The 23,664-nt window shown below is 41.9% G+C and carries 23 protein-coding genes and 1 tRNA gene; 10 read left to right on the plus strand and 14 right to left on the minus strand.

Annotated elements, in window-relative coordinates:
* The first annotated feature begins 472 nt into the window (after nt 1-472).
* The gene (locus tag G3R48_RS01160) at nt 473-808 is read left to right on the plus strand and encodes a PBPRA1643 family SWIM/SEC-C metal-binding motif protein (protein WP_153661078.1); all 336 of its coding nucleotides are present in this window, start codon (nt 473-475) and stop codon (nt 806-808) included.
* A gap of 338 nt (nt 809-1,146) precedes the next feature.
* Here the strand turns inward: G3R48_RS01160 and G3R48_RS01165 are convergent.
* The 5 genes from G3R48_RS01165 to rpsU form a co-directional block, all read right to left on the minus strand.
* Nucleotides 1,147-1,223 (minus strand) — tRNA-Ile (locus G3R48_RS01165).
* Nucleotides 1,224-1,460: 237 nt separating this feature from the next.
* A complete protein-coding gene (gene rpoD / locus G3R48_RS01170; RefSeq protein WP_153661076.1) occupies nt 1,461-3,293 on the minus strand; it encodes an RNA polymerase sigma factor RpoD in 1,833 nt (610 codons plus the stop codon).
* Nucleotides 3,294-3,441: 148 nt separating this feature from the next.
* The gene (dnaG, locus tag G3R48_RS01175) at nt 3,442-5,169 is read right to left on the minus strand and encodes a DNA primase (protein WP_153661074.1); all 1,728 of its coding nucleotides are present in this window, start codon (nt 5,167-5,169) and stop codon (nt 3,442-3,444) included.
* Between the two features lie 89 nt (nt 5,170-5,258).
* Nucleotides 5,259-5,702 carry a GatB/YqeY domain-containing protein gene (locus G3R48_RS01180; protein ID WP_153661072.1) on the minus strand — a complete coding sequence of 148 codons (444 nt, stop codon included), beginning with the start codon at nt 5,700-5,702 and terminating at the stop codon, nt 5,259-5,261.
* Nucleotides 5,703-5,711: 9 nt separating this feature from the next.
* Nucleotides 5,712-5,927: a 30S ribosomal protein S21 gene (rpsU, locus tag G3R48_RS01185; protein WP_013050163.1), complete on the minus strand. Its 216-nt coding sequence runs from the start codon at nt 5,925-5,927 to the stop codon at nt 5,712-5,714.
* Nucleotides 5,928-6,203: 276 nt separating this feature from the next.
* On the opposite strand from rpsU, the gene tsaD reads away from it, so the two are divergent.
* Nucleotides 6,204-7,217, plus strand: a complete 1,014-nt coding sequence (gene tsaD, locus G3R48_RS01190) for a tRNA (adenosine(37)-N6)-threonylcarbamoyltransferase complex transferase subunit TsaD (protein ID WP_153662083.1) — start codon at nt 6,204-6,206, stop codon at nt 7,215-7,217.
* A gap of 136 nt (nt 7,218-7,353) precedes the next feature.
* On the opposite strand, the gene plsY is transcribed toward tsaD, so the two are convergent.
* Nucleotides 7,354-7,944, minus strand: coding sequence for a glycerol-3-phosphate 1-O-acyltransferase PlsY (gene plsY / locus G3R48_RS01195; protein ID WP_380714134.1), 591 nt, complete (start codon nt 7,942-7,944; stop codon nt 7,354-7,356).
* 225 nt (nt 7,945-8,169) lie between these two features.
* Between plsY and folB the strand changes: the two genes are divergently transcribed.
* The 4 genes from folB to G3R48_RS01215 all read left to right on the plus strand — a co-directional run bounded on the left by folB (nt 8,170) and on the right by G3R48_RS01215 (nt 10,825).
* Nucleotides 8,170-8,523, plus strand: coding sequence for a dihydroneopterin aldolase (folB, locus tag G3R48_RS01200; protein ID WP_153661067.1), 354 nt, complete (start codon nt 8,170-8,172; stop codon nt 8,521-8,523).
* Nucleotides 8,524-9,015: a 2-amino-4-hydroxy-6-hydroxymethyldihydropteridine diphosphokinase gene (gene folK, locus G3R48_RS01205; protein ID WP_153661065.1), complete on the plus strand. Its 492-nt coding sequence runs from the start codon at nt 8,524-8,526 to the stop codon at nt 9,013-9,015.
* A 19-nt stretch (nt 9,016-9,034) separates the two neighbouring features.
* Nucleotides 9,035-9,835, plus strand: a complete 801-nt coding sequence (locus tag G3R48_RS01210) for an undecaprenyl-diphosphate phosphatase (protein WP_153661063.1) — start codon at nt 9,035-9,037, stop codon at nt 9,833-9,835.
* Nucleotides 9,836-9,988: 153 nt separating this feature from the next.
* On the plus strand, nt 9,989-10,825 hold the full coding sequence (locus G3R48_RS01215; RefSeq protein ID WP_153661061.1) for a methyltransferase domain-containing protein: 837 nt from the start codon (nt 9,989-9,991) through the stop codon (nt 10,823-10,825).
* Nucleotides 10,826-11,003: 178 nt separating this feature from the next.
* Here G3R48_RS01215 and G3R48_RS01220 read toward each other — a convergent pair whose 3' ends face one another.
* Both G3R48_RS01220 and G3R48_RS01225 read right to left on the minus strand, forming a co-directional pair.
* Nucleotides 11,004-11,267 carry an Lpp/OprI family alanine-zipper lipoprotein gene (locus G3R48_RS01220; RefSeq protein ID WP_153661059.1) on the minus strand — a complete coding sequence of 88 codons (264 nt, stop codon included), beginning with the start codon at nt 11,265-11,267 and terminating at the stop codon, nt 11,004-11,006.
* 293 nt (nt 11,268-11,560) lie between these two features.
* The gene (locus tag G3R48_RS01225; RefSeq protein ID WP_153661057.1) at nt 11,561-12,799 is read right to left on the minus strand and encodes a multifunctional CCA addition/repair protein; all 1,239 of its coding nucleotides are present in this window, start codon (nt 12,797-12,799) and stop codon (nt 11,561-11,563) included.
* A gap of 127 nt (nt 12,800-12,926) precedes the next feature.
* Between G3R48_RS01225 and G3R48_RS01230 the strand changes: the two genes are divergently transcribed.
* Both G3R48_RS01230 and G3R48_RS01235 read left to right on the plus strand, forming a co-directional pair.
* Nucleotides 12,927-14,549 (plus strand): ExeA family protein, encoded by a 1,623-nt coding sequence (locus G3R48_RS01230; RefSeq protein WP_153661055.1) that lies wholly within the window; start codon nt 12,927-12,929, stop codon nt 14,547-14,549.
* Nucleotides 14,549-15,694: a general secretion pathway protein GspB gene (locus tag G3R48_RS01235; RefSeq protein WP_153661053.1), complete on the plus strand. Its 1,146-nt coding sequence runs from the start codon at nt 14,549-14,551 to the stop codon at nt 15,692-15,694. Before G3R48_RS01230 ends, G3R48_RS01235 begins: the two co-directional genes overlap by 1 nt.
* A 257-nt stretch (nt 15,695-15,951) precedes the next feature.
* On the opposite strand, the gene hemL is transcribed toward G3R48_RS01235, so the two are convergent.
* The 3 genes from hemL to G3R48_RS01250 all read right to left on the minus strand — a co-directional run bounded on the left by hemL (nt 15,952) and on the right by G3R48_RS01250 (nt 20,221).
* Nucleotides 15,952-17,238: a glutamate-1-semialdehyde 2,1-aminomutase gene (hemL, locus tag G3R48_RS01240; protein ID WP_153661051.1), complete on the minus strand. Its 1,287-nt coding sequence runs from the start codon at nt 17,236-17,238 to the stop codon at nt 15,952-15,954.
* A gap of 27 nt (nt 17,239-17,265) precedes the next feature.
* The gene (locus G3R48_RS01245; protein WP_153661049.1) at nt 17,266-18,285 is read right to left on the minus strand and encodes an aspartate carbamoyltransferase; all 1,020 of its coding nucleotides are present in this window, start codon (nt 18,283-18,285) and stop codon (nt 17,266-17,268) included.
* Nucleotides 18,286-18,496: 211 nt separating this feature from the next.
* Nucleotides 18,497-20,221 carry a chloride channel protein gene (locus G3R48_RS01250; RefSeq protein ID WP_212593170.1) on the minus strand — a complete coding sequence of 575 codons (1,725 nt, stop codon included), beginning with the start codon at nt 20,219-20,221 and terminating at the stop codon, nt 18,497-18,499.
* A 73-nt stretch (nt 20,222-20,294) separates the two neighbouring features.
* Here G3R48_RS01250 and G3R48_RS01255 point away from each other — a divergent pair, with 73 nt between their 5' ends.
* Together G3R48_RS01255 and erpA are read left to right on the plus strand one after the other, a co-directional pair.
* The gene (locus G3R48_RS01255) at nt 20,295-21,071 is read left to right on the plus strand and encodes a DUF6776 family protein (protein WP_153661047.1); all 777 of its coding nucleotides are present in this window, start codon (nt 20,295-20,297) and stop codon (nt 21,069-21,071) included.
* Between the two features lie 19 nt (nt 21,072-21,090).
* Nucleotides 21,091-21,441 (plus strand): iron-sulfur cluster insertion protein ErpA, encoded by a 351-nt coding sequence (gene erpA / locus G3R48_RS01260; protein ID WP_153661045.1) that lies wholly within the window; start codon nt 21,091-21,093, stop codon nt 21,439-21,441.
* A gap of 98 nt (nt 21,442-21,539) precedes the next feature.
* On the opposite strand, the gene G3R48_RS01265 is transcribed toward erpA, so the two are convergent.
* The 3 genes from G3R48_RS01265 to G3R48_RS01275 form a co-directional block, all read right to left on the minus strand.
* Entirely contained in the window at nt 21,540-22,040 is a 501-nt protein-coding gene (locus G3R48_RS01265) for a hypothetical protein (protein ID WP_194823822.1), read from the minus strand.
* Nucleotides 22,041-22,060: 20 nt separating this feature from the next.
* Nucleotides 22,061-22,447 carry a DUF2750 domain-containing protein gene (locus tag G3R48_RS01270; RefSeq protein WP_153661043.1) on the minus strand — a complete coding sequence of 129 codons (387 nt, stop codon included), beginning with the start codon at nt 22,445-22,447 and terminating at the stop codon, nt 22,061-22,063.
* Between the two features lie 105 nt (nt 22,448-22,552).
* Nucleotides 22,553-23,662: an anhydro-N-acetylmuramic acid kinase gene (locus G3R48_RS01275; RefSeq protein WP_153662079.1), complete on the minus strand. Its 1,110-nt coding sequence runs from the start codon at nt 23,660-23,662 to the stop codon at nt 22,553-22,555.
* Nucleotides 23,663-23,664: the final 2 nt, after the last annotated feature.

Here is a 23,664-nt window from a genome sequence, read left to right on the forward strand (position 1 = left end):
AAAAAATATTGTCTTTTTAGGGGCCGTAGATAATCAATGCTTTATGTCATTGGGGTTATGTTAGTGCTTCTTGCTGTGGCATGACGATTTAGCTTAATGGTCAACGCAACAAACAAAGAGCAAGTACTGACTCTACAAACGGCTTAATGACTGTCAATTGCCATTTACTATTTTAATGTATTGTTTGGCCAGTTAATGGAGCACCCAACCGGTTTTGCGGTTAGTAACGCAACATAAACTATCTTATTAAACACTGTCGAAATTAACTCACACTGCATTGGTTTGAGTTCAACTTAACTGCACAATTGTTAAACCTAACAATATTATCAACGTTAACCATTATTGATTGGTCAAATGTGGTTAATTGCTGTATAAGCCACACCTCTAGTGCTATTTTTAATAACGGTATCAATCTATGCTGTTATTAGCGTAGTTTTATACGGTTAATTTACAATGATAGGCAGACACGATTATGTCAGACAAATTTTTCTTTAAAGGTCGTCAAACGCCAAAACCTGCCTATGGCGAAAGTGGTTACAACACTAAGCGACAAGCAAAAGTGGGCACAGCAACGAACCCCCTTATTTTGAGTGTTCAAAATGAGGCGCGCGAGCAAGAAGTTCAACAGATTGTTGCGCAGCATAAGTTAGTGGCCAATATAACCATTAATGCCGATGTGGCCGAAAACATCCTGCAGTTAGAAGGGATACTCAACAAGCCTAAAGCGGTAACTGCAGAAGCGAAAATTAACCGTAACGCCCCTTGTATTTGTGGTAGCGGTAAAAAATATAAAAAGTGTTGCGGCTAAGCTGATAAGCAAATAACGCATCATTTATAAGCGAGCATTTAGCTCGCTTTTTTGTGAAACAATTTTATCTGCAATTTGACTTTTGTTTGCTTTAGTTCAAATAGTGTATCTAACGATAAGGGAGTATTACTCTGACCATGCACAATGTTGTCGATGGTGGTTATATGCGTAATAGGCTGGTTTGATATGGGCAGTCGGTTGGCTACAAGCGTAAAATAACGATAAGCATATCGCGCGCGATAAGTTAGTTGCTAAAGGGGATGGGTAGCAAATGACATTAAAAGTAATAGACATGAAAAAGCCGTAGTAGGTACTAACCTGCTACGGCTTATCAAAATTGGTGGCCCCTCACAGACTTGAACTGTGGACCTGACGATTATGAGTCGTATGCTCTAACCAACTGAGCTAAGGGGCCGACTTAAGATAGTCGTCACTATCTAAAGCGGGAAGAAGTATACGAAGTTTAAACTGGCTTGTCACCTGTGTTTTGCATTGATTTTTGCATTTTGGATTCATTTGGTTATCTGTTGAACAATCAACAGATTAAATTGAACCAATTAAAAGGGGGAGTTGGCTTTATAGCATAAAAAAACCTGCCGAAGCAGGTTTTTATTGTCAGGTTAAATCAACTGACTTAATGGCGTTAAAATCTTTATTCGTCTAAGAAAGATTTTAAGATTTCTGAGCGAGAAGGGTGGCGCAATTTACGTAATGCTTTTGCTTCAATTTGACGAATACGTTCACGTGTTACGTCAAACTGTTTACCAACTTCTTCAAGCGTGTGGTCGGTGTTCATGTCGATACCAAAACGCATACGTAATACTTTCGCTTCACGAGCTGTTAGCCCTGCTAATACTTCGTGAGTTGCGTTACGTAAACTTTCACCTGTGGCTGAGTCTAATGGCAGCTCTAAGGTGGTATCTTCAATGAAATCGCCTAAGTGCGAATCTTCATCGTCACCAATTGGGGTTTCCATTGAAATAGGTTCTTTGGCAATTTTAAGTACCTTACGGATTTTATCCTCAGGCATCATCATGCGCTCTGCTAATTCTTCTGGTGAAGGTTCGCGGCCCATTTCTTGTAGCATTTGACGAGAAATACGGTTTAGCTTGTTGATTGTCTCAATCATATGTACTGGAATACGAATGGTACGTGCTTGGTCAGCAATTGAACGAGTGATTGCCTGACGGATCCACCATGTCGCATAAGTCGAGAACTTGTAACCACGACGGTATTCAAATTTATCAACCGCTTTCATCAGACCGATGTTACCTTCTTGAATTAAGTCCAAGAATTGTAAGCCACGGTTGGTGTATTTTTTAGCGATTGAAATAACTAGACGTAAGTTCGCTTCAACCATTTCTTTTTTCGCACGGCGCGCTTTTGCTTCACCGATTGACATGCGACGGTTGATGTCTTTAATGCCAGCAATGGTTAAGTCAGTTTCTTGTTCGATGGCGGCTAACTTGTTAACACAACGCTCAACATCAAACTCAACCATGCGTAGACCTTCTGCGTATGGTTTTGAACTGTTCTTTTCAGCTTCAAACCATTCAAGGTTGGTTTCGTTGCTGGTAAATGCTTTAACGAAGTTTTTCTTCGGCATTTTAGCTTGTTCAACACATAACTTAAGGATTAAACGTTCTTGTACTCGAACACGATCCATCATGCTACGCATGCTTTTCACTAAACGGTCGAACTGTTTAGGGATAAGTCTGAATTCTTTGAATAGCTCACCAATAACAAACAAAGAACCAATCGCTTCTGGGTGGTCGCGACCTTTCTTGGCAATAATGGCTAAGCTTTTTTCATAGGCTTCACGTAGTTGAGTGAATTTCTCTTTTGCTTCTTCAGGATCAGGACCTTTTGGACCTTCTTCCTCTTCTTCGTCGTCATCCTCTTCGTCATCTTCATCGTCAAGTTCTTCATCTGATAATTCAGAACCAACGTGAGTTGCGGTTGGGGCAACGTCATCTTCGTCAGGGTTGACAAATCCAGAGATAATATCAGACAAGCGAATTTCTTCAGCTTCATACTTATCAAATTGCTCTAAGATCATTGAAATTGCTTGTGGGTATTCACTCACTGAGCTTTGAACGGTGTTAATCCCTTCTTCAATGCGCTTTGCAATGACAATCTCGCCTTCACGAGTCAGTAGTTCTACGGTACCCATTTCACGCATATACATACGTACTGGGTCTGTAGTGCGACCTAATTCGCTTTCTACTGTTGCTAGGGCGGCAGCGGCTTCTTCTGCTGCATCTTCGTCTGTGCTGTCTTCCGACATCATCATGTCATCGGCATCGGGTGCTTCTTCAAACACACGAATACCCATGTCATTTATCATCTGGATAATATCTTCAATCTGGTCAGAGTCGACCATGTCGGCAGGTAAGTGGTCATTCACTTCTGCATAGGTTAAGTAACCTTGCTCTTTACCTTTAGCGAGCAACAATTTAAGTTGCGACTGCGGAGTGTGATCCATAGATATCATCCAAGTTTGGGTAACTGAAAAAAACGATTACTTTACTTAACTGTCGTTAAGTTTACGCGAATCGTCGATTATAGCTTTGCGCTGCTTTGTTAGCTAGTGCATCGCCATGTTGTTATGCAGATATTTACATCTTTCTGCGTTATTTATTGCTGCCTTTCATTATTGTGATCAGTTTAAGTAATTGTACTTTTTCTGCTTTTGATAATGATTGTTTTAGGCTGAGCTCTTGATATCGTTGTTCAATATATCGATCGTTTAGCCATATCAAGGTGCGTTTAAACTCCGAGGCCAAATTAACATCCGCCACTTGATGATCCCAGTGGGATAATTTGATGAGCATCGATTTTTGTTGATGCTCTCTATACAATTCAAGTAGTTGTGCGCTGTTAAGTTGTTTGTCTCGAGTTATGTCTAACAGGCTAATGAGTAACTCAATGCCGGTCAGTTGTACTTTGTATAATGCTGGTTGCTTGGGTAAGCCATAGCCCAATTGTGGGGCTTGTATTAGTAATGCTATTGCTAGCCTTAATGGCGTTCCTCTACCCTGTAAGCCCTTGGCATTAAGTGGTTTTGCTTTTTGTTCAACAAAACCGAGTTTTTTCTTCAAGTCATCTGCGCTGTTCATGCCTAACTTATGGGCTAGGTTTTCTAGCAATAAATTTTGCAGTACGGTGTCTTGAACTTTTTGTATCAGCGTAATGGCTTGTTTTGCCAGTGCGCCTTTATCGCTGCCATGGTTGCGACTTAGTGTTTCAAACAAAAATTCAGGTAATCCCATTGCTTGTGCAATCAGTTGCTCGAAAGCGTCTTTACCTGTTTGTCTGACCATGGTGTCTGGGTCTTCACCTTGGGGTAAAAACATAAACTTAACCAAGTCGCCCGGTTTTAATAATGGCAATGCGGTTTCTAGTGCGCGCCATGCCGCTTCTCGTCCGGCGTTATCACCGTCGTAGCAGCAGACAACTTCTTTGGCACTACGTACTAATAATTGAAATTGCTCAGCGGTCGTTGCAGTTCCAAGGGAAGCAACGGCGTAATCAACTCCAAATTGGGCTAAGGCAACAACATCCATATATCCTTCAACAATTAATACATGTTGTGGATCTCGGTGTTGCTGTTTTAACTCATAAAGGCCATATAATTCATTACCTTTATGAAATATGGGCGTTTCTGGAGAATTCAAGTATTTAGGTGTACCATCACCTAAAACTCGGCCTCCAAATCCCACTACGCGGCCTCGACGGTCACGAATTGGGAACATTAATCTGTCGCGGAATCGGTCGTATCGTTTGTCGCTATCATTGGCAATTAGCATACCAGCGGTTAAAAGCTTGTCTTGGGCATCTTGATTTTGACGGTAGCGACTTAATAAACCATCCCAGCTGTCAGGCGCAAAACCAATGCCAAACTTTTCAACCACGTCATCGCTTAAATCTCGAAAAGCTAAATAATCAATCACTTTCTGCTTATCGGTGTGCTGCCTTAACTGATTTTGGTAGAAAAGGTTTGCCTCATCCATCAGTTGGTATAAGTCGCGGCTTAAACCTTGATCAACACGTTTACCTGTGCCTTTTTCTCTTGGCACGTCGAGTCCGAGCTGTCCTGCTAATTCTTCTATGGCGTCAACAAATTCAAGACGGTCATACTCCATGATAAAATCAATGGCATTTCCATGGGCTCCACATCCAAAGCAGTGGTAGAACTGTTTATCTTGACTGACGGTAAAAGAAGGCGATTTTTCACTATGAAAAGGACAACAAGCCGAGTGGTTTTTGCCGGCTTTTTTCAACGGCACTTTTCGATCAATAAGATCGACTATGTCTGTTCGAGCTATAAGCTCATTGATAAAATCACGAGGTATCGCCATGAATTGCTGTGTTTCTCGAATTTACTTTATCAATTGAATAAAACAAACAAGCCGTGCAGGTGCACGGCTTATTCAACATTAAAAACGTATTACTTCAATTTTGCGCGGATTAACGTACCAATGGCACCCATGTCTGCACGGCCTTGAACTTTAGATTTTAATGCTCCCATTACTTTACCCATATCCGCCATGGACGCTGCGCCAACTTGTTCGATGGTTGCATCAATAATTGCTGCAATTTCATCGTCAGTTAATGGCTTAGGCAAAAAAGTTTCAATAACTTTAACTTCTTCGGCCTCAGCTTGAGCTAACTCCGGACGATTAGCCGCTTCATATTGGCTAATTGAATCACGGCGTTGTTTCACCATTTTGGTTAAAACCGCTATAGCTTGTTCATCAGTTAGAGTTTCGCGGGTATCCACTTCAATCTGTTTGATGGCGGCTAGTGCCATACGAATTGTTCCTAAGCGCACTTTATCTTTGGCACGCATAGCAACTTTCATTTGGTCTTTAAGCTGGTCTGTTAGGTTCATAATGAGATATTAGTATAAACGTACGCGACGTGCGTTTTCGCGAGAAAGCTTTTTAGCTAGACGTTTAACTGCAGCCGCTTTAGCGCGTTTACGTGCAGTAGTTGGCTTCTCGTAATATTCACGAGCACGCACGTCAGCTAAAATACCAGCTTTTTCACAAGAGCGCTTGAAACGACGTAGAGCTACGTCGAATGGTTCGTTTTCACGTACTTTAATAATTGGCATACGCCATCACCCCTTAGGTGTAGTTATTGTTGACCCTTGAATCTCAAATTTATGACATTCAAATAGGCCAAAGGCTAATTAAAATGGTGCGGAATTTTACACCGACTAAACATAACTTGTAAACCCCTTGAATCAAATTCAAGCTTTAATAAACGATATCCCTCTGTAAATAGGGGAGTTATAAACCAATTTGGGTTTCAAATTGGGTATCAGTGGCGTTAGTTGGCTGATATAGGTAGAATTAGTGCCCAAATTTCCGAACAAGATGACTTATTTATGCGCGTAATTGGAATTGAAACATCCTGTGATGAAACCGGCATTGCGATTTATGATGACAAGCTGGGATTGCTGTCTCACATGCTTTACAGCCAAGTTAAGCTGCATGCTGATTATGGCGGTGTTGTACCTGAGCTGGCCTCGCGCGATCATGTTCGTAAAATTGTGCCGTTAATTAAACAAGCATTAGCTAAAGCCGATTCTACGCTTGATGATATTGATGGTGTGGCATATACCAAGGGCCCTGGATTAATTGGTGCGTTACTCGTTGGGGCATGTGTTGGTCGTTCATTAGCTTATTCATGGGGTAAACCTGCTATTGGTGTGCATCATATGGAAGGGCATTTATTAGCGCCGATGCTCGAAGACGATGCACCAGAGTTTCCGTTTATTGCATTGCTCGTATCTGGCGGGCACACCATGTTGGTACAAGTTGAAGGTATTGGACAATATCAAGTATTAGGTGAATCGGTAGATGATGCTGCAGGTGAAGCATTTGATAAGACAGCCAAACTAATGGGACTTGATTACCCCGGTGGCCCTCGTTTAGCCAAATTAGCAGAGCAGGGTGAAAGCGGTGCGTATCGTTTCCCACGCCCAATGACCGATCGTCCAGGATTAGATTTTAGTTTTTCAGGGCTTAAAACTTTTACTGCCAATACGATTAATGCCGAACCTGATGACGCACAAACTCGGGCAAACATTGCGCGCGCTTTTGAAGATGCAGTGGTTGATACCTTATCAATTAAATGTAAACGTGCTTTAAAGCAAACTGGTTATCAACGTTTAGTGATTGCCGGCGGAGTTAGTGCTAATGCACGCCTTCGCTCATCATTGGCTGACATGATGATCAAACTTGGTGGAAAAGTGTATTATCCGCGCGGTGAATTTTGTACCGATAATGGTGCGATGATTGCTTATGCAGGCTTACAACGTTTGCGCGCGAACCAAATAGAAGATTTAGCAGTAAAAGGGCAGCCGCGCTGGCCTTTAGATTCACTACCTGCGGTGTAAGGTTATCATTGATAAGCCTTTAAAGTGTTAGTTTATCTGCGTTGCTGACAATCCGCGCTTGGGTAAATTAACGCAATAAAAAAGCCTGCATTTATGCAGGCTTTTTTATGTGGCGCAGATAGTTCAATCGCTGCCATTATTCATTGGTCAGTGGTGGTTTCTTTTTACGCGACACTTTTGACTCTTCCCCCACCCGTAACCGTTCAATATTGTCTTTGTGACGAATTAAAATAAGTGTCGATAACATGGCTACAGGTAGTACAAAACGCTCATCAAAATACCAGGTGTAAACTGGTGCCAGTACTGCCGTTGCCATTGCTGCAACAGAGGAGTAACGAGTGACGATAACTAAGATAACCCATGAAATCATCAGGGTAACTGATAAGTCATCACCAATAGGTGCCATTGCACCAAAGGCGGTGGCAACACCTTTACCGCCTTTAAAACCAAAGAACATGGGAAATATATGCCCAAGACAAGCGCTAACTGCAATAAAGCCCAATGAGGCGGCATCTAAGCCCATTTTATAACCAATGTATGAGGGTAACGCCCCTTTTAACATGTCAAAAAATAGCACCAATGCAGCCGAACTGACTCCGCCAATGCGTAACACGTTTGTTGCGCCGGGGTTGCCAGAACCTTGCGTTCTTGGGTCGGGAAGCCTACGAATTTTACACACCAATATCGCACTTGAGATCGAGCCTGCGGTATATGCGGCTAATATCATCAAAATGGTCAAGGTGAAGTCGTTCAAATTGGTTTCCTTACGCGTCTTAGGGTATTATCCCGCCATTAAATAATCAGTCTAAGCGATGGATATTTTTTCAATCAGGTTATCCTACTGCTTTCAGTGGGAATGAAAAAGGTTTATTGATGAAATTCAGTCAATAAACCAACTTACTTCTTTGAAAAAAGACATTTTGCGTCTGAAATTGTGGTTGGGAGTGTCATTATGGATAAAGTGCTTATCCGTGAGTTAAAAATTGAAACCGTTATTGGTGTTTATGAGTGGGAAAAAGTCATTCAACAAACATTGCTCGTGGATCTCGATATGGCTTGGGATAATCAAAAGCCTGCGGCCTCTGACGACTACCAACATGCGTTGTGTTACGAAACTGTCTCAAAACGAATTATTGCGCTTATCAGTGAGCGCCCGATTGAGTTAATTGAAACTGTCGCAGAAATGATTGCGAATTGTGTCATGACTGAATTTAACGTTACTTGGTTAAAAGTCAAAGTAATGAAACCCGGTGCGGTGCCAATGGCACAAGCGGTGGGTGTTGAGATTGAACGAGGTCAAGCGTAAATGGCCACAATTTACATTAGTCTTGGTAGCAACATTGATCCGGTGCGTTATTTAAAAGCCGCCGTAGTTGATTTAAATCTGCATTTTGACTCATTAGTGTTGTCACGCGTTTACGAAAGTGAAGCGGTTGGTTTTAAAGGCACTAATTTTCTGAATATGGTTATCCGCGCAGAAACTGAATTGCCGATTGAGGCCGTTGTCGCCACATTTAAACAAATTGAACAAGATCATGGCAGAGTGGTCGGCGCGAAGAAATTTGCTGCAAGAACCTTAGACCTTGATCTACTGCTTTACGATGACATTGTTTGTGACAAGCCCATTGAGTTACCGCGCGCAGAAGTGCTTTATAACGCATTTGTATTGTGGCCATTGGCAGAACTCATACCACACCAATGCCACCCTGTGGTGGAACAGTCATATCAATCCTTATGGGAAAACTATGACAAATCGTTACAAAAACTTTGGCCGATTGATTTCGATTGGTCTGCTTAACACTTAAAAAAGGATACTCATGGATACTTTTCAGGTTATTGTATTAGCGCTCATTCAAGGGCTCACCGAATTTTTACCTATCTCAAGCTCTGCGCATTTAATACTACCAGCTCAATTATTGAGTTGGCCTGATCAAGGTTTATCTTTTGATGTTGCGGTTAATACCGGTTCATTTTTTGCGGTAGTGATGTATTTTCGTAAAGAATTAGTTTCTATGTTCAAGGCGTGGACTGGCAGCATTGTCAGCCGTGAACAAAATGAAGAAAGTAAACTGGCATGGTGGATTATTTTAGCCACTATTCCTGCGGTTATTGTTGGCTTTACTGCGAAAGACTTTATCGAAACCCACCTGCGTAATATTGAAGTGATTGCGGCAACGACCATCGTTTTTGGTTTATTGCTATGGTGGGCAGATAGATTACAAAGTAAAGGGATAAATGAATTTCAAGTGGGCTGGAAAAAAGCATTAATTATTGGTGTTGCCCAAGCTATGGCATTAATTCCGGGGACATCTCGTTCTGGGGCAACCATTACCGCCGCATTAATGCTTGGATTAAGCCGTGAAGCTGCTGCGCGTTTTTCATTTTTAATGTCAGTGCCTGTTAGCTTAGGCGCAGCAATTTTAGTGACGAAAGATTTAATTTCAAGTGGTGAACCTATTGACTACAATGCACTTGGTTTAGGCATGGTGATTTCGTTCCTTGCCGCGTATGTTTGTATTCATTACTTTTTGAAAATTATTGCTAAAATGGGAATGACACCCTTTGTTATGTACCGTTTGGCATTAGGTCTCATTTTATGTGGATTTATATTTCTATAACTTTGCATAATATTGTTATTTAACTATCGGGCTACGGCCCGATTTTTTAATCTTTTTCAGGTTATCTTATATCAATACGGTTGCGTTTAGTGAGCAAAAACGCCGCATAACATTGCCGAGTATGCACCTTTGATAACCCATTGTGAGCTTGTTATGAATACCACACCGTTAGCTTGTCCATTTTGTCAATTACCACTTCATTTACATGCGTCATCACAAGGTTTTTATTGTGACGAAAAACACCGATTAGACAAAAATACGCAAGGGTTTTATTCGTGCTTATTGGGCAGCAAGCATAAATTGCAAACGCTCTCTCGCCAGCAAATGCGCGCAAAACAATTTTTATTATCGTCAGGTTTGTATGCGCCGTTAACGGCCAAATTAACTGAGCTACTGCAGACATTATTAAGCAACAATGCGGACTCAACGCCTAAACATTGGCTTGATTATCAATGTGGCGATGGCTTTTTCATTCGCCAGTTACATGAGCCACTTGCCCATGAACAATTGCATACATGGGGAGTCAGTGATGCTGAAAATGCATTATTTGCCGCCAATAAATTCCACACACCAGCAACCTTGTTATTGAGCTCAACGAAACGCCTACCGTTTAATGACAACAGTGTTGATGTAGTAACCGTGCTAGATAGCCAATTGAAAGGCCAAGAATGTCAACGAGTGCTAAAGCAAGATGGACGACTGGTTTTAGTATTACCAAATAGTCGGCATTTATGGCAGTTAAGGAAAATTATCCAACCTGATTTGGTAGAAAAACCATTAGCGCTAAATCTACCTAAAACCTTAACCATTGCAACTCAAACCCAAGTTGCATTAACACAAGCGGTCACTGCGCAGCAGGGAGAGGCGTTAATTGCGCAATCTAACTTCGGCTGGCGCACCAATAAATCAACAGCGCGGACGGTTGCTAATATTAGTGATATGGAAGTGGACTTTGATTGGTGTGTATTGGTGTTAAAGCGTGCTGAGTAAGTAAAAGCCTAATGTCATCATCCAAACTGCTGTAAAAACGGATTGTGGTTAAAAGCGAAGGTGATTAAAAGCAGATGACATAAACAATTAAGGCTTGATACTAAAGAAACTGTTATCAGTTTCTTTAGTATCAAGCCTTAATAATCAACCTATTAAATAAGCTAATTTTTTATGACTATTACTTCTTGTATGAAGTCGCCATGTTGTCTAAACGGTCATTTGCACGTTTAGCTTCAGCTTGAGCGTCCATAGAAGCTGCTTTTGCGCCTTTAACGTCAGAAGAAAGTTGGCCTTGCTCAGATTTTAACGCACCCACTTCAGCAGACAACTGATCAACTTTGTTACCTAGGTTAGCAACGCTTTCTTCTAAAGCAGTAGTGTTAGCACAGCCACCTAAAAGCGCAGTTAAAGCAACACCAGCAATCATCATTTTTTTGTTCATGGGTAAATCCCTTAATCAATATTAGGTTGTAGATAATGCAGAATACATTTCTGCACCATTGTCATTACGACACACAATATTTTATATACTATTGGTAGATATAAGATATTGCTTTAAAAGAACGAATTCAAGCAAAAATGCAAGCTAGACGCATAAAAACCCTTGTTTCTAGGTATTTTTTAACCTTAATTCCAATGTTTAGCACTTTAGTTTGTCTAATTTCTTACTTGCTTGAATGACGTTTAATAATGTCATCACTTGTTTTAGTTTATCTGTGTATTATGAAACTTCAATTAAATGTCATGGTTAAGTGTAGCTTCTTTAAGCTGACTAATTGCTTCTATGCGTTGAAGGGCGAGTTGTTGTTTTATTTGCGCGCCGCTAAAACCGGCTTCAATAATCGGTTTTACTTTAATGTTATTTGCCGCGGTAAAACACGCTTTTAAATACGCAGCTTGAGGGTAGTTTTGCTGTTCAAAGCCAGTACGGCCTCTGGTATCAGCGTGACAACCAATCAACAAGCCTTCAAGATGCTGTGGTTTTCGCCAAAAATCTGCTTTATCAAATATGTTTAATACGGTTTCTGGACGCAGTTCAAAAGCATTATGAATATTTTGGTGTTGCTCGCTTAGTAATATCGCTAAATCTCGGGCCTCGTTGGGTACGCGCAATCGCTTACACAGTTGCTTAATGGGTTTGACTCCTTTTTGTCCATGTCCGTGATGCTTTGGCCATTGCTCTGCTGGTGTTAAGGCTTTACCTAAGTCATGTGTTAGCGCAGCAAAACGAATGGCTTTATCATCAGTTAATAAACATGCTTGTGCTAATACCATTAAAGTGTGGATACCGGTGTCTATTTCTGGGTGCCACTTTTCAGGTTGCGGCACACCAAATAGCGCATCTAATTCAGGTAATATCACTTTAAGTGCCCCACATTGGCGTAATACCTCAAAAAAAACTTGTGGCGTTTGGCAATCAAGCACTTTATCTATTTCCTGCCATACACGTTCTGGCGTTAACGCGCAAAGCTCGCCAGATGCAACCATGTGTTGCATCAGTCGTAAGGTGTCGGTGGCAATAGTAAAGCCTTGGGGGTGAAAACGTGCGGCAAAACGCGCTACACGTAATACGCGTAATGGATCCTCAGAAAATGCGCTTGAAACATGGCGTAAAATTCGATTATTGAGATCATCGACGCCGCCATAGGGGTCGACTAGTTGGCCATCATCACCCTGGGCGATGGCATTGATTGTTAAGTCTCGACGAAGTAAATCTTGTTCTAAGGTCACGTTTTCATTGGCATGGCAACTAAAGCCTTGATAACCAGGACCTGTTTTTCGCTCTGTACGGGCTAATGCATACTCTTGTTGGGTTTTAGGGTGCAAAAAAACAGGGAAGTCTTTACCTACTTGAGTAAAGCCGTTGTCTAGCATTGTTTGCACACTGGAGCCGACAACGACAAAGTCTTTGTCTTTTACTGGTAGTGCTAATAAGTTATCGCGGACCGCGCCGCCAACGAGATAAACGTTCATTGCTACTTTGTGCTAAGAATTTATAGTGAAATAGCTTACCAGAGATACATTTTTACGGCTAACTTTTGACATCAACGGACGCAGGTATTAACGTGGCTCGGTACTGATTAAAGAGGATTTACCGCGGATGTATAAAGCCTTCTATGGATTAAACGATAATCCGTTTTCTATTGCCCCTAATCCACATTATTTATTTTTAAGTGAACGTCATAAAGAGGCGTTAGCGCACTTAACGTATGGTTTAGGTGAAACGGGCGGTTTTGTGTTATTAACCGGGGAAGTTGGCACGGGTAAAACTACTGTATCTCGTTGTTTATTAAAGCAGTTACCAGAAAATACTGACACTGCGTTTATTCTAAATCCTTCATTAACTGAGTTAGAATTACTGGCCAGCTTGTGTGATGAACTCAGGATCAAATACGGTGAGAATCCAAGCTTAAAACAGTTGACTGATTTACTTAGCCAGTTTCTATTGGCTAATCACCAGCAAAAACGTAATACGGTATTAATTATTGATGAGGCGCAACATCTTCGTTCTGAAGTGTTAGAGCAGTTACGCCTATTAACTAATCTTGAAACTGACACCAAAAAGCTGTTGCAAGTTATTTTAATTGGTCAGCCTGAATTACAACAGTTGTTAAAGCGCCAAGATTTACGCCAATTAGCTCAGCGGATTACCGCGCGTTATCACTTACTGCCTTTGTCTGTTGAAGAGCTTGGCTTTTATGTTATCCATCGCCTGCAAGTGGCGGGGCGTCATGAACCGTTATTTACCGCTAAATCAATTAAAGTGCTGCATAAGTTTAGTGGCGGTATTCCGCGCTTAACCAATTTATTATGCGAACGTGCCTTAATGGCCGGTTACGGCCAATCAAAAGTCCCCATTGATCATAAGATGATCCGCCAGGCTGCTAAAGAAGTGCTCGGTGAAGATGACGTGCCAGAAAATAAACGTTGGCCAATGATATTAGCGTTTAGCTTAATCGTGGCTTTTATTGCTGCATTTTATGTGTTTCAGCAACTTGATAGCGATGCTCCCGAGCAGCTTAAACAACCTGCGTTGAGTCATCAATCCAATGACGCGACTCAGACGACGCTAACACCACCTGTTAATGTTGAAAAACCCTCGATTAGCCAACAAGTACTTCGCAGTGCCATTAATACCAGCCTGCAAATTGATACTGCATATGCCGGGTTACTGGGGTTATGGCAAAAACAACCGATCATCGGTTTAACTTTTTGCCAAGCAGCGGTGCAACAAGGTTTAGCTTGTTATCAGCAGCAAGGTAATTGGCATAGTGTTATGCAGCTTAATTATCCCGCGGTGGTTTATCTATATAACCAGCAAGGAAAAATGTTTTACGGGGTGGTCGTGCAGCGTGATGGCGAGCAAATATTACTGCAACTGAATGAACAACAGTTTTGGGTGGATAAAGCCTGGTTTGAGCGCCACTTTAGTGGCACATTTGAAATTTTATGGTCTGGCGATAACACTAATTTACGAGAAATTGGCCCGACTGCTAATGTGACTCAAGCTCAATGGCTTGAAAACAGTCTAGCGGCGATTCAAAAGCGTCAAACACGGTTATTAACTCAGTTTGACTCTGCTTTATCACAACATGTGATGGAGTTTCAGCGGCAAAATGGTCTAAAAGCAGATGGTATTGCTGGTAGTCAAACCTTGGTGAGAATTAATTTATTGCTCAGCCAAACAGGGCCTAAATTAAGTCACGATAAAGGGTATCGTTAATGTCAATTTTGCTCGATGCGGTAACAAAAGAGAAACGCCAAAATCAAACACCGATTGATTTAGTTACCCAAGTTGCGCCATTAGCGTCGCCATCACCAAAGACCAGTATTGCACGTTGGTTGAAGCAAAGCGCTGTGCTCGTTGGCACGGTTGCTGTGGGTGTAGGGGGAGCATGGTTAATGAATGAGCTATTACAACCTACGCGCGCTGAGTTAACTGTGTCACAGTCTAATCAGTTTAAAGCCGCAATGGTGCAAACGGATACGGCGCAAGAGCATATTATTGGCGCAGAGAATATGAATGGTTCTGCTGATTTTTCAACGGTGAATGTAGCTAACACTGCGAGTGAGGTTCGATTAGCTGGCAAGGTCGCATTGCCTATAGCAAAGGTGTATACGGGAAATCAGTCACAGCATGTTGGCAGGGCTTCAAAACCGCTTGCATCAGTTCAGAGTAAGCATACTCAAACCACTGTCACATCAACCTCAATTCCTGCATTAACACCAACACCAACACCAACATCAACATCAACATCAACAGATTCTGGTATTACCTTGGCGCATTTACAAGCGTTAAGCGCCGAGTACGATAAGCAAAATTCGCTGAATGATTCCCAAGCTAAAGTTCCTCAAATACCTGTTGTGCAAAGCACCAAAGATAAAGATGTCACTCAACCCATTATGCTGGGCAAAGATGCTAATCGTCGTGAGCAAGAACAAATTGCAGCCTTACAGTATGAGGTTGATAACGCTGCTGAAGACGTTAAGTACGGTGACACACAAGCTGAGGAAGTGGAGCATAATAAATTAATGCATGCGTTTAAGGCGGCTTTGCAAGATGTTGAATATGAACACGCAACGGCAAAACCGATGTCAAAAGGCGATTTAGCTCCGTTCCCTAAAACATCGGATAAGTTAATTCCAAGCTATGGTGATTTGCCTGCAAGTGTGCAATTAAATGTGCCTGAATTTAATATTGTTGCTCATGTTTATTCAACCGACCCGACTCAACGTTGGTTGAATGTTGATGGGGCTGAGTTACAGCAAGGCGATAAGATTGATGACAAAATGACGATTATAGAGATCCGTCCTCGAGACGTAATTCTTGATATCGATGGCACCGAGTTTAAAGTGCCGGCTATTTAACTCGCAGTTGATATCACTTTGGCATATTGGAGTTGTAATTTACTGCTTTAGCTTAAGGTTTCAAGTGGTAATGTAATGCTAGGGTTTATTCGTTTTGCGTCCAGTTTTTAGCTTGGCTTTAAATTGAATTTATTGACAATAACTTAAATAGTGATTGAAATCGTTGTCTTTATCGAGTGTTTTAGATATTAAAAAAGGCTAATCAAATGATTAGCCTTTTTTTATTCGCTGCTATTTGCTTTGGCAAATAGGCATGATTACTTCATTGAAGCAAACACGCGGTCAACAGCTTCAAGAGTTTTAGTTAACTCTTCTTCGCCGTGTGCTAAAGATAAGAAACCCGCTTCATAAGCAGAAGGGGCTAGGTAAATGCCTTCATCTAGCATGCCATGGTAGAACTGACGGAAATGTTCGCCATTGCATTGAGTGACCTGATCAAATGAAGTCATTGGTGCGCTATCTTCTGTGAAGAAAATACCAAACATGCCGCCAACAAAATTAACGTTTAATGGAATACCGTGCTTGTCAGCCGCAGCTTTAAAGCCTTGAGCAATACGCTGAGTTTTTTCAGCGAGTGCTTCATAAACGCCAGGCTCACATAACGCTTCCATTTGAGCAAGACCTGCAGTCATTGCAATAGGGTTGCCTGAAAGCGTACCTGCTTGATAAACCGGACCTGTCGGCGCAATAAACTGCATGACATCTTTACGACCACCAAATGCACCCACTGGCATACCGCCGCCAATGACTTTACCTAATGTAGTTAGGTCAGGTTTCACGCCGTAATAACCTTGTGCGCCGCTTTTTGATACGCGGAAACCGGTCATGACTTCATCAATAATCATCAATGCGCCAAACTCATCACAAATTGCACGTAAACCTGCTAGGAAACCTTCAACAGGTGGAATGCAGTTCATGTTGCCAGCAACAGGTTCAAGGATGATACAAGAGATATCTTCTGGGTGTTGTTCAAACAATGCACGAACCGAATCAAGATCGTTGTATGTTGCTGTTAGCGTGTGCTTAGCAAAATCTTCTGGAATACCCGGTGAGCTCGGTTGTCCAAGTGTTAATGCACCAGAGCCTGCCTTAACTAATAAGCAGTCGGCATGCCCATGATAACAACCTTCAAACTTTAGGATTTTATCACGAGAGGTGAAACCACGAGCAAGGCGGATAGCACTCATGGTCGCTTCAGTACCTGAGCTCACCATACGGACTTGTTCCATTGAAGGCACCATTTCAATCACTTTTTCAGCCATTTGAACTTCAAGTTCAGTTGGTGCGCCAAATGATAAGCCATTTTCAACGGCATCTAATACGGCTTGACGAATTTTAGGGTGATTATGACCTAAAATCATTGGTCCCCAAGAGCCAACATAATCAATGTATTTTTTACCGTCAGCGTCAAAAATATACGCGCCGTCAGCTTTTTCAATAAAAAGTGGGTGACCACCAACGCCATTAAAAGCACGTACTGGTGAGTTAACGCCACCTGGAATGGTTTGTTTAGCTTGTTCGAACAAAGCTGCTGAGCGAGTCATTTGTGTTCCTTACTATTTTTCAACCGATTATCTATCGGCCTTACGTGAATACCAATTTACTGGACACTCATACTTCTCGAGTTGATTTTCAACCCCAAGAGTTAAAGCAAAAAGTGCCATACGAATAAGTAAGCCATTATCAGCTTGCCTGAAAATGGCCAAACTAGGATGACTATTTAAATCATTGTCGAGTTCATTTGCTTGAGCGCGCGAGTCGCGTGGCAAAGGGTGCATAATCACCGTGTTCGATTTACAGTGTTGAGTGTAAATTGAATGGTTTAAGCGAAACTTTCCTCGGTACTTATTGGCTTCTTCTTGTGAGGGAAAGCGCTCTTCTTGAATACGGGTTAAATACAGAATGTCGGCTTGATTTAGGTTGCCTTCTAACTGATGGCTTATTGTGATCTTATGGCCAGCGTTTTCAATGTCGGCGATCACATATTCAGGCATTGCTAATTCACTTGGTGATATCAATGTGAAGTGGATATCTTTATACATACATAGCAAGCGTGATAACGAGTGCACGGTGCGGCCATATTTAAGGTCACCGACTAAAGCAATATGTGCACCATCAATGCTCCGACCTGAATGCACCAACTCTTTTTGGATGGTAAATAAGTCTAATAATGCTTGAGTTGGGTGTTCGTTAGCGCCGTCACCGCCATTAATGACCGGTACGCGGCTACCCTTAGCAAACTCTTCAACTGAGTAAGATTCAGGGTGGCGCATAGCGATAACATCTGAGTAGGTTGATAACACGCGTGCCGTGTCGTAAAGCGACTCCCCTTTTGATAGTGAAGAGGCCGCCATACCAACGGTTTCACGCACATTACCGCCAAGTAAATTAAATGCACAGCCAAAACTAACACGAGTACGGGTACTTGGCTCAAAGAATAAGTTACCTAAAATGGCCCCATCTAAGACCTTAGTACGCTTTTCTCTTAGTGCGTAAGGCGTCATTTTATGAGCAACGTTAAAAATGGTGTTTAGCGAGTCCAGACTTAACTGGTTTACTGAAAGGATGTGTGAACCTTCAAACTGAGTCATCAGCCTATTTCCAAGTTGGGAGGCGTTATCTTAATGCATTAAGATGTGCCAATGTTGTGTAGGGTGGCTGAGGCGAAATTGTAGCAAACAATATAAGCCTAAGCTACTTCATCTAGAGGCTATTTATGGGGAATTTAGGCTTAGATCGCAATGGGCTACAACACTTATTCAGTGACGCGAAAACTGAATACGCTAATGACTATTAATGAGGTTATAGCTCACCACTGCGAATTTCTTTTTGTAAATGACTCCAACTGATCACTCCGACCACATTTTGAGTGCTACCTTGATATATATACACCTGTCCGGTGCGCTTGGGTGCTAATAATTCATAGGCTTCATCCAGGGTTTTATTGTCACTAAGCCCTTCTATTTTATGACGTGTTAAGGTGGTGTTTTGTTCAAAAGATTGCATTTCAAGACGCAACATTTCTATTTCGTCATCTGCGTTTTTAACCAAAACAGGGCGACCATCGGCGCGTTTTAACACCTCTAATAACAGCTCGTTGTCATCTTTTACAATCACAAAGCGGCTGTCCATTAAGGTGCGGACACCTTTTTTCTGTAATCCTTGATTCAAAGGCGGTACCTTGTAACCCAAGCCCATAATGTCAAGCTGTTTTAAAAACACCGATTGCGCTCGCAGTGCTTGATAGGCAATCAAGTAGGCCGGAATCGTCACAAACATGGCGGGTAGAATAATTGAGGCGTCATTGGTTAGCTCAAGCAGTGCAACTAATGCGGCCAAGGGCGCACTTAAACACACCCCCATCATTGCTGTCATACCAATAACAGTATATAAACCGATAAAAGGCTCAACCTCAGGAAATAGGGTCATCATTATTAATGCCAAAATAGCACCTAAAACTGCCCCAATACCATATAGTGGGCCAATCAGTCCGCCAGGAATACCTAAGCCTATCGCTGCAATAGTTGCGATGGTTTTTGCGCCAAGCAACATAATTAAAAACCACACGCTAGGGTTTTCACTAATAGCTTCATGAATTGCTAAATCGCCAGAACCTAAGGCCTGAGGGATAAATAATCCAACTAGGGTTGTAATCATGCCGGCTAAAAGCAGGCGTTGATACAATGGCCACTTTTGACTTTTGGCGGTGACTTTTAATAGTGAAAAATTAAAGGTGGCCGCGGCAACTCCTAATGCTACGCCGCCCAGTAATAAAATGGGGTAATGGTCTAAAGGGATGTGGATGACATTAATTAAGTCATATTCGTGAACATTACCAAAGGCTAACTGGCTCGATAGCGCCCCACAAATAGCCGATAGCATAATGGGAAAGAAGTAATGAATTTTGTATTCACGAACAATCACTTCAAATACAAATAATACTGCAGCTAACGGTGCGTTAAAGGTGGCAGCAATCCCTGCGGCAATCCCACTGGCACACATAATGCGTACACTGTTGTCAGGTAGTTGAAATTTTTCAGCTAGCACACTGGCAGTTACCGCGCCTAAATGAATTGCAGGGCCTTCTTTACCAACAGAGAAGTTCGAAATTAACGCGGCTAATGCTTGAAAGAATTGTCCCATAGCTGAAGGTAGTGGCACTTTACCATAATGTATTTTTACTCGATGTAACACATAGGCAATGCCCATTCGCCGATAACGTTTTGAGCCAATGCGATATAGCACCCAAATGGTTAATGCGCCCATGAAAGGTAAATAGGTACGCCAGCTAACTAATGCTTCGGTAAATTGAGTGGCTTGCGGGGCGGTGTATTGCGCAGCCCAATCCAATAACACCCTAAATAAAATAATAATGGCTGAAGCAAATACGGCAAACAATAACGCTAACGTACACAACTGGGCACTGATCTTCGCTTGAGAGAGTTTATCTCTAAATTCGTTACGTAGATATTTGCGTGTTGCACGTTTGGCGTTAATAATAGCGGCTTTATTTATGATGTTTTGCACAAGTTTGCTCGGTAGCGGGTTGGCTAAATGACATTAAAAATCAATTATAATTCTAATAAAGGTTTGTTGCTTAATGCTAAATTATCACCGTTGGTTACACCGACTGCAAGTATTTGAGCATAAAAGTCGTACATCTGGCTTTTATTTATTGAGTATGATGTGTGTAGCATTTTTACTTGGTATCAGCGTTTACAATATCGTGTTGTCTTATGCGCCTAAGCAAGCGCCGGTTGTTGATAAACAAAAAGTGGCGCTTGAAGATGAATTACGCAAGGTATCGCGTGATCTAGCTACACTAAGATTGACGTTAAAAATTGAACAAGAAGCCAACGTTGCAATGCGAGGCATCTTTAACAAGCAGCTTGATGAACGCCAGCAACTTGAAACTGAGTTGGCTTTTTATCGTAGCTTAATGGTACCAGACGCCACTGTAGAAGGTATTGGTATCCACACGTTGGAGTTGTCACACGGCATGTTGGCGCAGCAATATCAATTGCGGCTAATTTTGACTCAATTGCAAAAACGAAAAACATTATCAAAAGCGCAGGCTGAGATTAACCTCATTGGAGTGAAAGAGGGTGAAGCACAAACCATTGCATTGACCGATTTAACAGACAATGACTTAATGTTTAACTTTACCTATTTTCAAATTGCAGATGCTGAATTCACCGTCCCTGATGGATTTAACTTACAGCGCATTGAAGTTAAAGTGCAGGTTAAATCACGTCAAGGTGTGAAAGGTGGACAAACCGTCGAGCTTTTCCATGTTCCTGAGCTTTTACAAGGTGAAAAAGAACTGCGGGTAATACTTGAACAAAATAGTCAGGTAATAGATAATTCCGACAGCTAACAGAAGTATAGAGGTAACAATGACTGAACAAACTGATGCAGCAATGCCAATTCAATTTACCGATGCTGCGGCGATCAAGGTCAAAGGCTTGTTGGAAGAAGAACAAAATCCTGAGCTAAAATTACGTGTTTATGTCACCGGTGGTGGTTGTTCTGGTTTTCAGTATGGATTTACTTTCGATGAAAAAGTGAATGAAGGTGACTTGACCATTGAAAAGCAAGGGGTGCAATTAGTGGTCGACCCAATGAGTTTACAATATCTTGTTGGTGGCGAAGTTGACTACACTTCAGGGCTTGAAGGTTCTCGTTTTTTCGTTAAAAACCCAAATGCAACAACTACATGTGGTTGTGGTGCTAGCTTCTCGGTTTAACTGTTAAGGTAAACTTAGTTGCACAAAAAAAGCCGTCTTAGACGGCTTTTTTATTATTAGCTTTTAGTGATAGCAAAACAAAAGTGTTGATTACTGGCCTAATTAATCAGGTTCATATTCACTTTTCGGACAAAACACCGTTTTACCCTTGGACTAAACCCTACCCATAACTGCCACAAACCTAAAGCGATAAGCACTGTGTATATCACCCAGTCGGCAACTTCTACATAGTATTTACCCACTTGGAATAATGTCGGTCCTGCAACTAAATTGTCAGGGTCGTACATGATGACAGGTAGCGCACAATATAAAAGCAATTGCACCACTGCATATGCGCGCAGCAAATAAAGTGCTGCTTTTTGACGACCAAAAACCGCCACAACCATCATCAAAGTTAACACACAAAATAATGCCGATTCTTTATTTACCGCATCGGTAATTAACCCACTGACTGACGCCAATATATAAACCAACATTAAGATAATCAGTCGTTTGGGAAAAGATGCTAATTTAACTTCAGGGGGTTGGTCGTGGTGTTCAGTATCCACGATATTATTTGTGTCGACTGCAGCCGTTTGTGTTGGCGTATGTTGGGTCATTGCTTATCCCATATAGGTTATTAGTGATTAATTTTAGCGCGAGGAGTAAGGCGTTGATCCACTTCATAAGGTGGCAATACTACGCCTAAATCGTCTTGGACTGGGAATACGGCAATGAATAAATCATCTTCTTCCATACCACTTACCCAACGACTTTGAAACTCATCGAGTGGGATCATTAATGCTTCACACTCTTTCCATTCGTCAACAGCCCATAAGTTAGCCGTTTCTTCATCTGGCCACATCGGAATACAATCTTCTTCTTCAGTCGTTAGCATCACGCAGCCGTCTTGGTCTTGTAAGCTCCAAATTTGCTTGGTCGCTTTCACTTGTTCAACCAGATAGTCGTAACGAGCTTCTGGTGTCAGGTTAAGTAATTCTGAAACAGGTTTAGTTTTAGCGGTCATAATTTTCTCTTTTGCTTGCTTATTGCCAGCCTAATCGATGTGTGTAAAAAGGACGTATGGATGAAAACGTTGTGGCGGTGATCATACCATTGTATTGGGTGAAGGTTAATCTGCAACAAACAACCCACCTAAAATAGCTGCGCGGCTAGCGCCAGTTACCGCAGGTAAATTGCCGGGTAAACGATGCACAAAACGCATGGCTAACCAAGCAAATGCAATACCTTCTACCCATTGGGGGTCTATGCCAGCACTGGCGGTTGTGGTTAATGTGTGATGCGCTAAGATTTCAGCTAAACGTGCCATTAATGTGCTATTGCGTGCCCCCCCACCGCAAACCAGGATTTCTCCGTTGGTGGTTAAGCGGCGGATGTCGTTAGCAATGGAGTAACAGGTAAAATCTAACAGCGTAGCTTGAATATCTTCTGGGGCAATGGCAGTAAAGTTAGCCAGTTGTTGGGCTAACCATTTGCGATTAAATAACTCTCGACCAGTGCTTTTAGGGTAACTCATTGCAAAATAAGAGTGTGATAACAGCTGTGATAATAAGGCTTTATTGACGGTACCCGATGCTGCCCATTGGCCATTGTTATCATAGGCTTGTTGGCGCTCTTGTTGAATAAAGGTATCCATTAAGGTGTTACCTGGACCGGTATCAAAACCAATTACCTGTTCAGCGTTGGCGCTTAAATAAGTAATATTGGCAATGCCGCCAATATTTAAAATGACTCTGTCGATATCTGGCTTGGTAAATACTTGCTGATGAAATGCCGGCACAAGTGGTGCACCTTGGCCACCTAGGGCAATATCTTTACTGCGAAAATCAGCAATAACATTAATGCCGGTTTCGGCGGCAATGGTGTTGGGGTCGCCAATTTGCAATGTAAAACTTGGGTCTAAGTCTGGCATATGGCGCACCGTTTGCCCGTGTGAACCAATAGCAGTAATTTGCTCAGGGGTTAATTTGGCTTTAATAAGCAGTTGGTTTACCGCGCGAGCAAACAGTTTGCCTACGTGACGGTCAAGCTGACCAAGGGGATTTATTTCGTTATTACTTGGTGCACACAAGCGTTGTAAGCCAGATAAAATATGCGCGGGAATAGGCTCTGTATATGCACACTCAAAAACCGGAGATCCGCTCGCAAAATTAACTAATACCGCGTCAACACCATCCATGCTAGTACCAGACATGAGGCCAATATAATAGTCAGGTTTCAACA

Origin of the sequence: Shewanella intestini (genome assembly GCF_018221465.1) — a bacterium.
In the GTDB taxonomy this organism is placed as follows: Bacteria; Pseudomonadota; Gammaproteobacteria; order Enterobacterales; family Shewanellaceae; genus Shewanella; species Shewanella intestini.

What these genes read in the sequence shown, in the direction of transcription:
- G3R48_RS01160 (WP_153661078.1), top strand. Translation starts at nt 473, where the DNA reads ATGTCAGACAAATTTTTCTTTAAAGGTCGTCAAACGCCAAAACCTGCC.
- rpoD (WP_153661076.1), bottom strand. Translation starts at nt 3,293, where the DNA reads ATGGATCACACTCCGCAGTCGCAACTTAAATTGTTGCTCGCTAAAGGT.
- dnaG (WP_153661074.1), bottom strand. Translation starts at nt 5,169, where the DNA reads ATGGCGATACCTCGTGATTTTATCAATGAGCTTATAGCTCGAACAGAC.
- G3R48_RS01180 (WP_153661072.1), bottom strand. Translation starts at nt 5,702, where the DNA reads ATGAACCTAACAGACCAGCTTAAAGACCAAATGAAAGTTGCTATGCGT.
- rpsU (WP_013050163.1), bottom strand. Translation starts at nt 5,927, where the DNA reads ATGCCAATTATTAAAGTACGTGAAAACGAACCATTCGACGTAGCTCTA.
- tsaD (WP_153662083.1), top strand. Translation starts at nt 6,204, where the DNA reads ATGCGCGTAATTGGAATTGAAACATCCTGTGATGAAACCGGCATTGCG.
- plsY (WP_380714134.1), bottom strand. Translation starts at nt 7,944, where the DNA reads ATGATATTAGCCGCATATACCGCAGGCTCGATCTCAAGTGCGATATTG.
- folB (WP_153661067.1), top strand. Translation starts at nt 8,170, where the DNA reads ATGGATAAAGTGCTTATCCGTGAGTTAAAAATTGAAACCGTTATTGGT.
- folK (WP_153661065.1), top strand. Translation starts at nt 8,524, where the DNA reads ATGGCCACAATTTACATTAGTCTTGGTAGCAACATTGATCCGGTGCGT.
- G3R48_RS01210 (WP_153661063.1), top strand. Translation starts at nt 9,035, where the DNA reads ATGGATACTTTTCAGGTTATTGTATTAGCGCTCATTCAAGGGCTCACC.
- G3R48_RS01215 (WP_153661061.1), top strand. Translation starts at nt 9,989, where the DNA reads ATGAATACCACACCGTTAGCTTGTCCATTTTGTCAATTACCACTTCAT.
- G3R48_RS01220 (WP_153661059.1), bottom strand. Translation starts at nt 11,267, where the DNA reads ATGAACAAAAAAATGATGATTGCTGGTGTTGCTTTAACTGCGCTTTTA.
- G3R48_RS01225 (WP_153661057.1), bottom strand. Translation starts at nt 12,799, where the DNA reads ATGAACGTTTATCTCGTTGGCGGCGCGGTCCGCGATAACTTATTAGCA.
- G3R48_RS01230 (WP_153661055.1), top strand. Translation starts at nt 12,927, where the DNA reads ATGTATAAAGCCTTCTATGGATTAAACGATAATCCGTTTTCTATTGCC.
- G3R48_RS01235 (WP_153661053.1), top strand. Translation starts at nt 14,549, where the DNA reads ATGTCAATTTTGCTCGATGCGGTAACAAAAGAGAAACGCCAAAATCAA.
- hemL (WP_153661051.1), bottom strand. Translation starts at nt 17,238, where the DNA reads ATGACTCGCTCAGCAGCTTTGTTCGAACAAGCTAAACAAACCATTCCA.
- G3R48_RS01245 (WP_153661049.1), bottom strand. Translation starts at nt 18,285, where the DNA reads ATGACTCAGTTTGAAGGTTCACACATCCTTTCAGTAAACCAGTTAAGT.
- G3R48_RS01255 (WP_153661047.1), top strand. Translation starts at nt 20,295, where the DNA reads ATGCTAAATTATCACCGTTGGTTACACCGACTGCAAGTATTTGAGCAT.
- erpA (WP_153661045.1), top strand. Translation starts at nt 21,091, where the DNA reads ATGACTGAACAAACTGATGCAGCAATGCCAATTCAATTTACCGATGCT.
- G3R48_RS01265 (WP_194823822.1), bottom strand. Translation starts at nt 22,040, where the DNA reads ATGACCCAACATACGCCAACACAAACGGCTGCAGTCGACACAAATAAT.
- G3R48_RS01270 (WP_153661043.1), bottom strand. Translation starts at nt 22,447, where the DNA reads ATGACCGCTAAAACTAAACCTGTTTCAGAATTACTTAACCTGACACCA.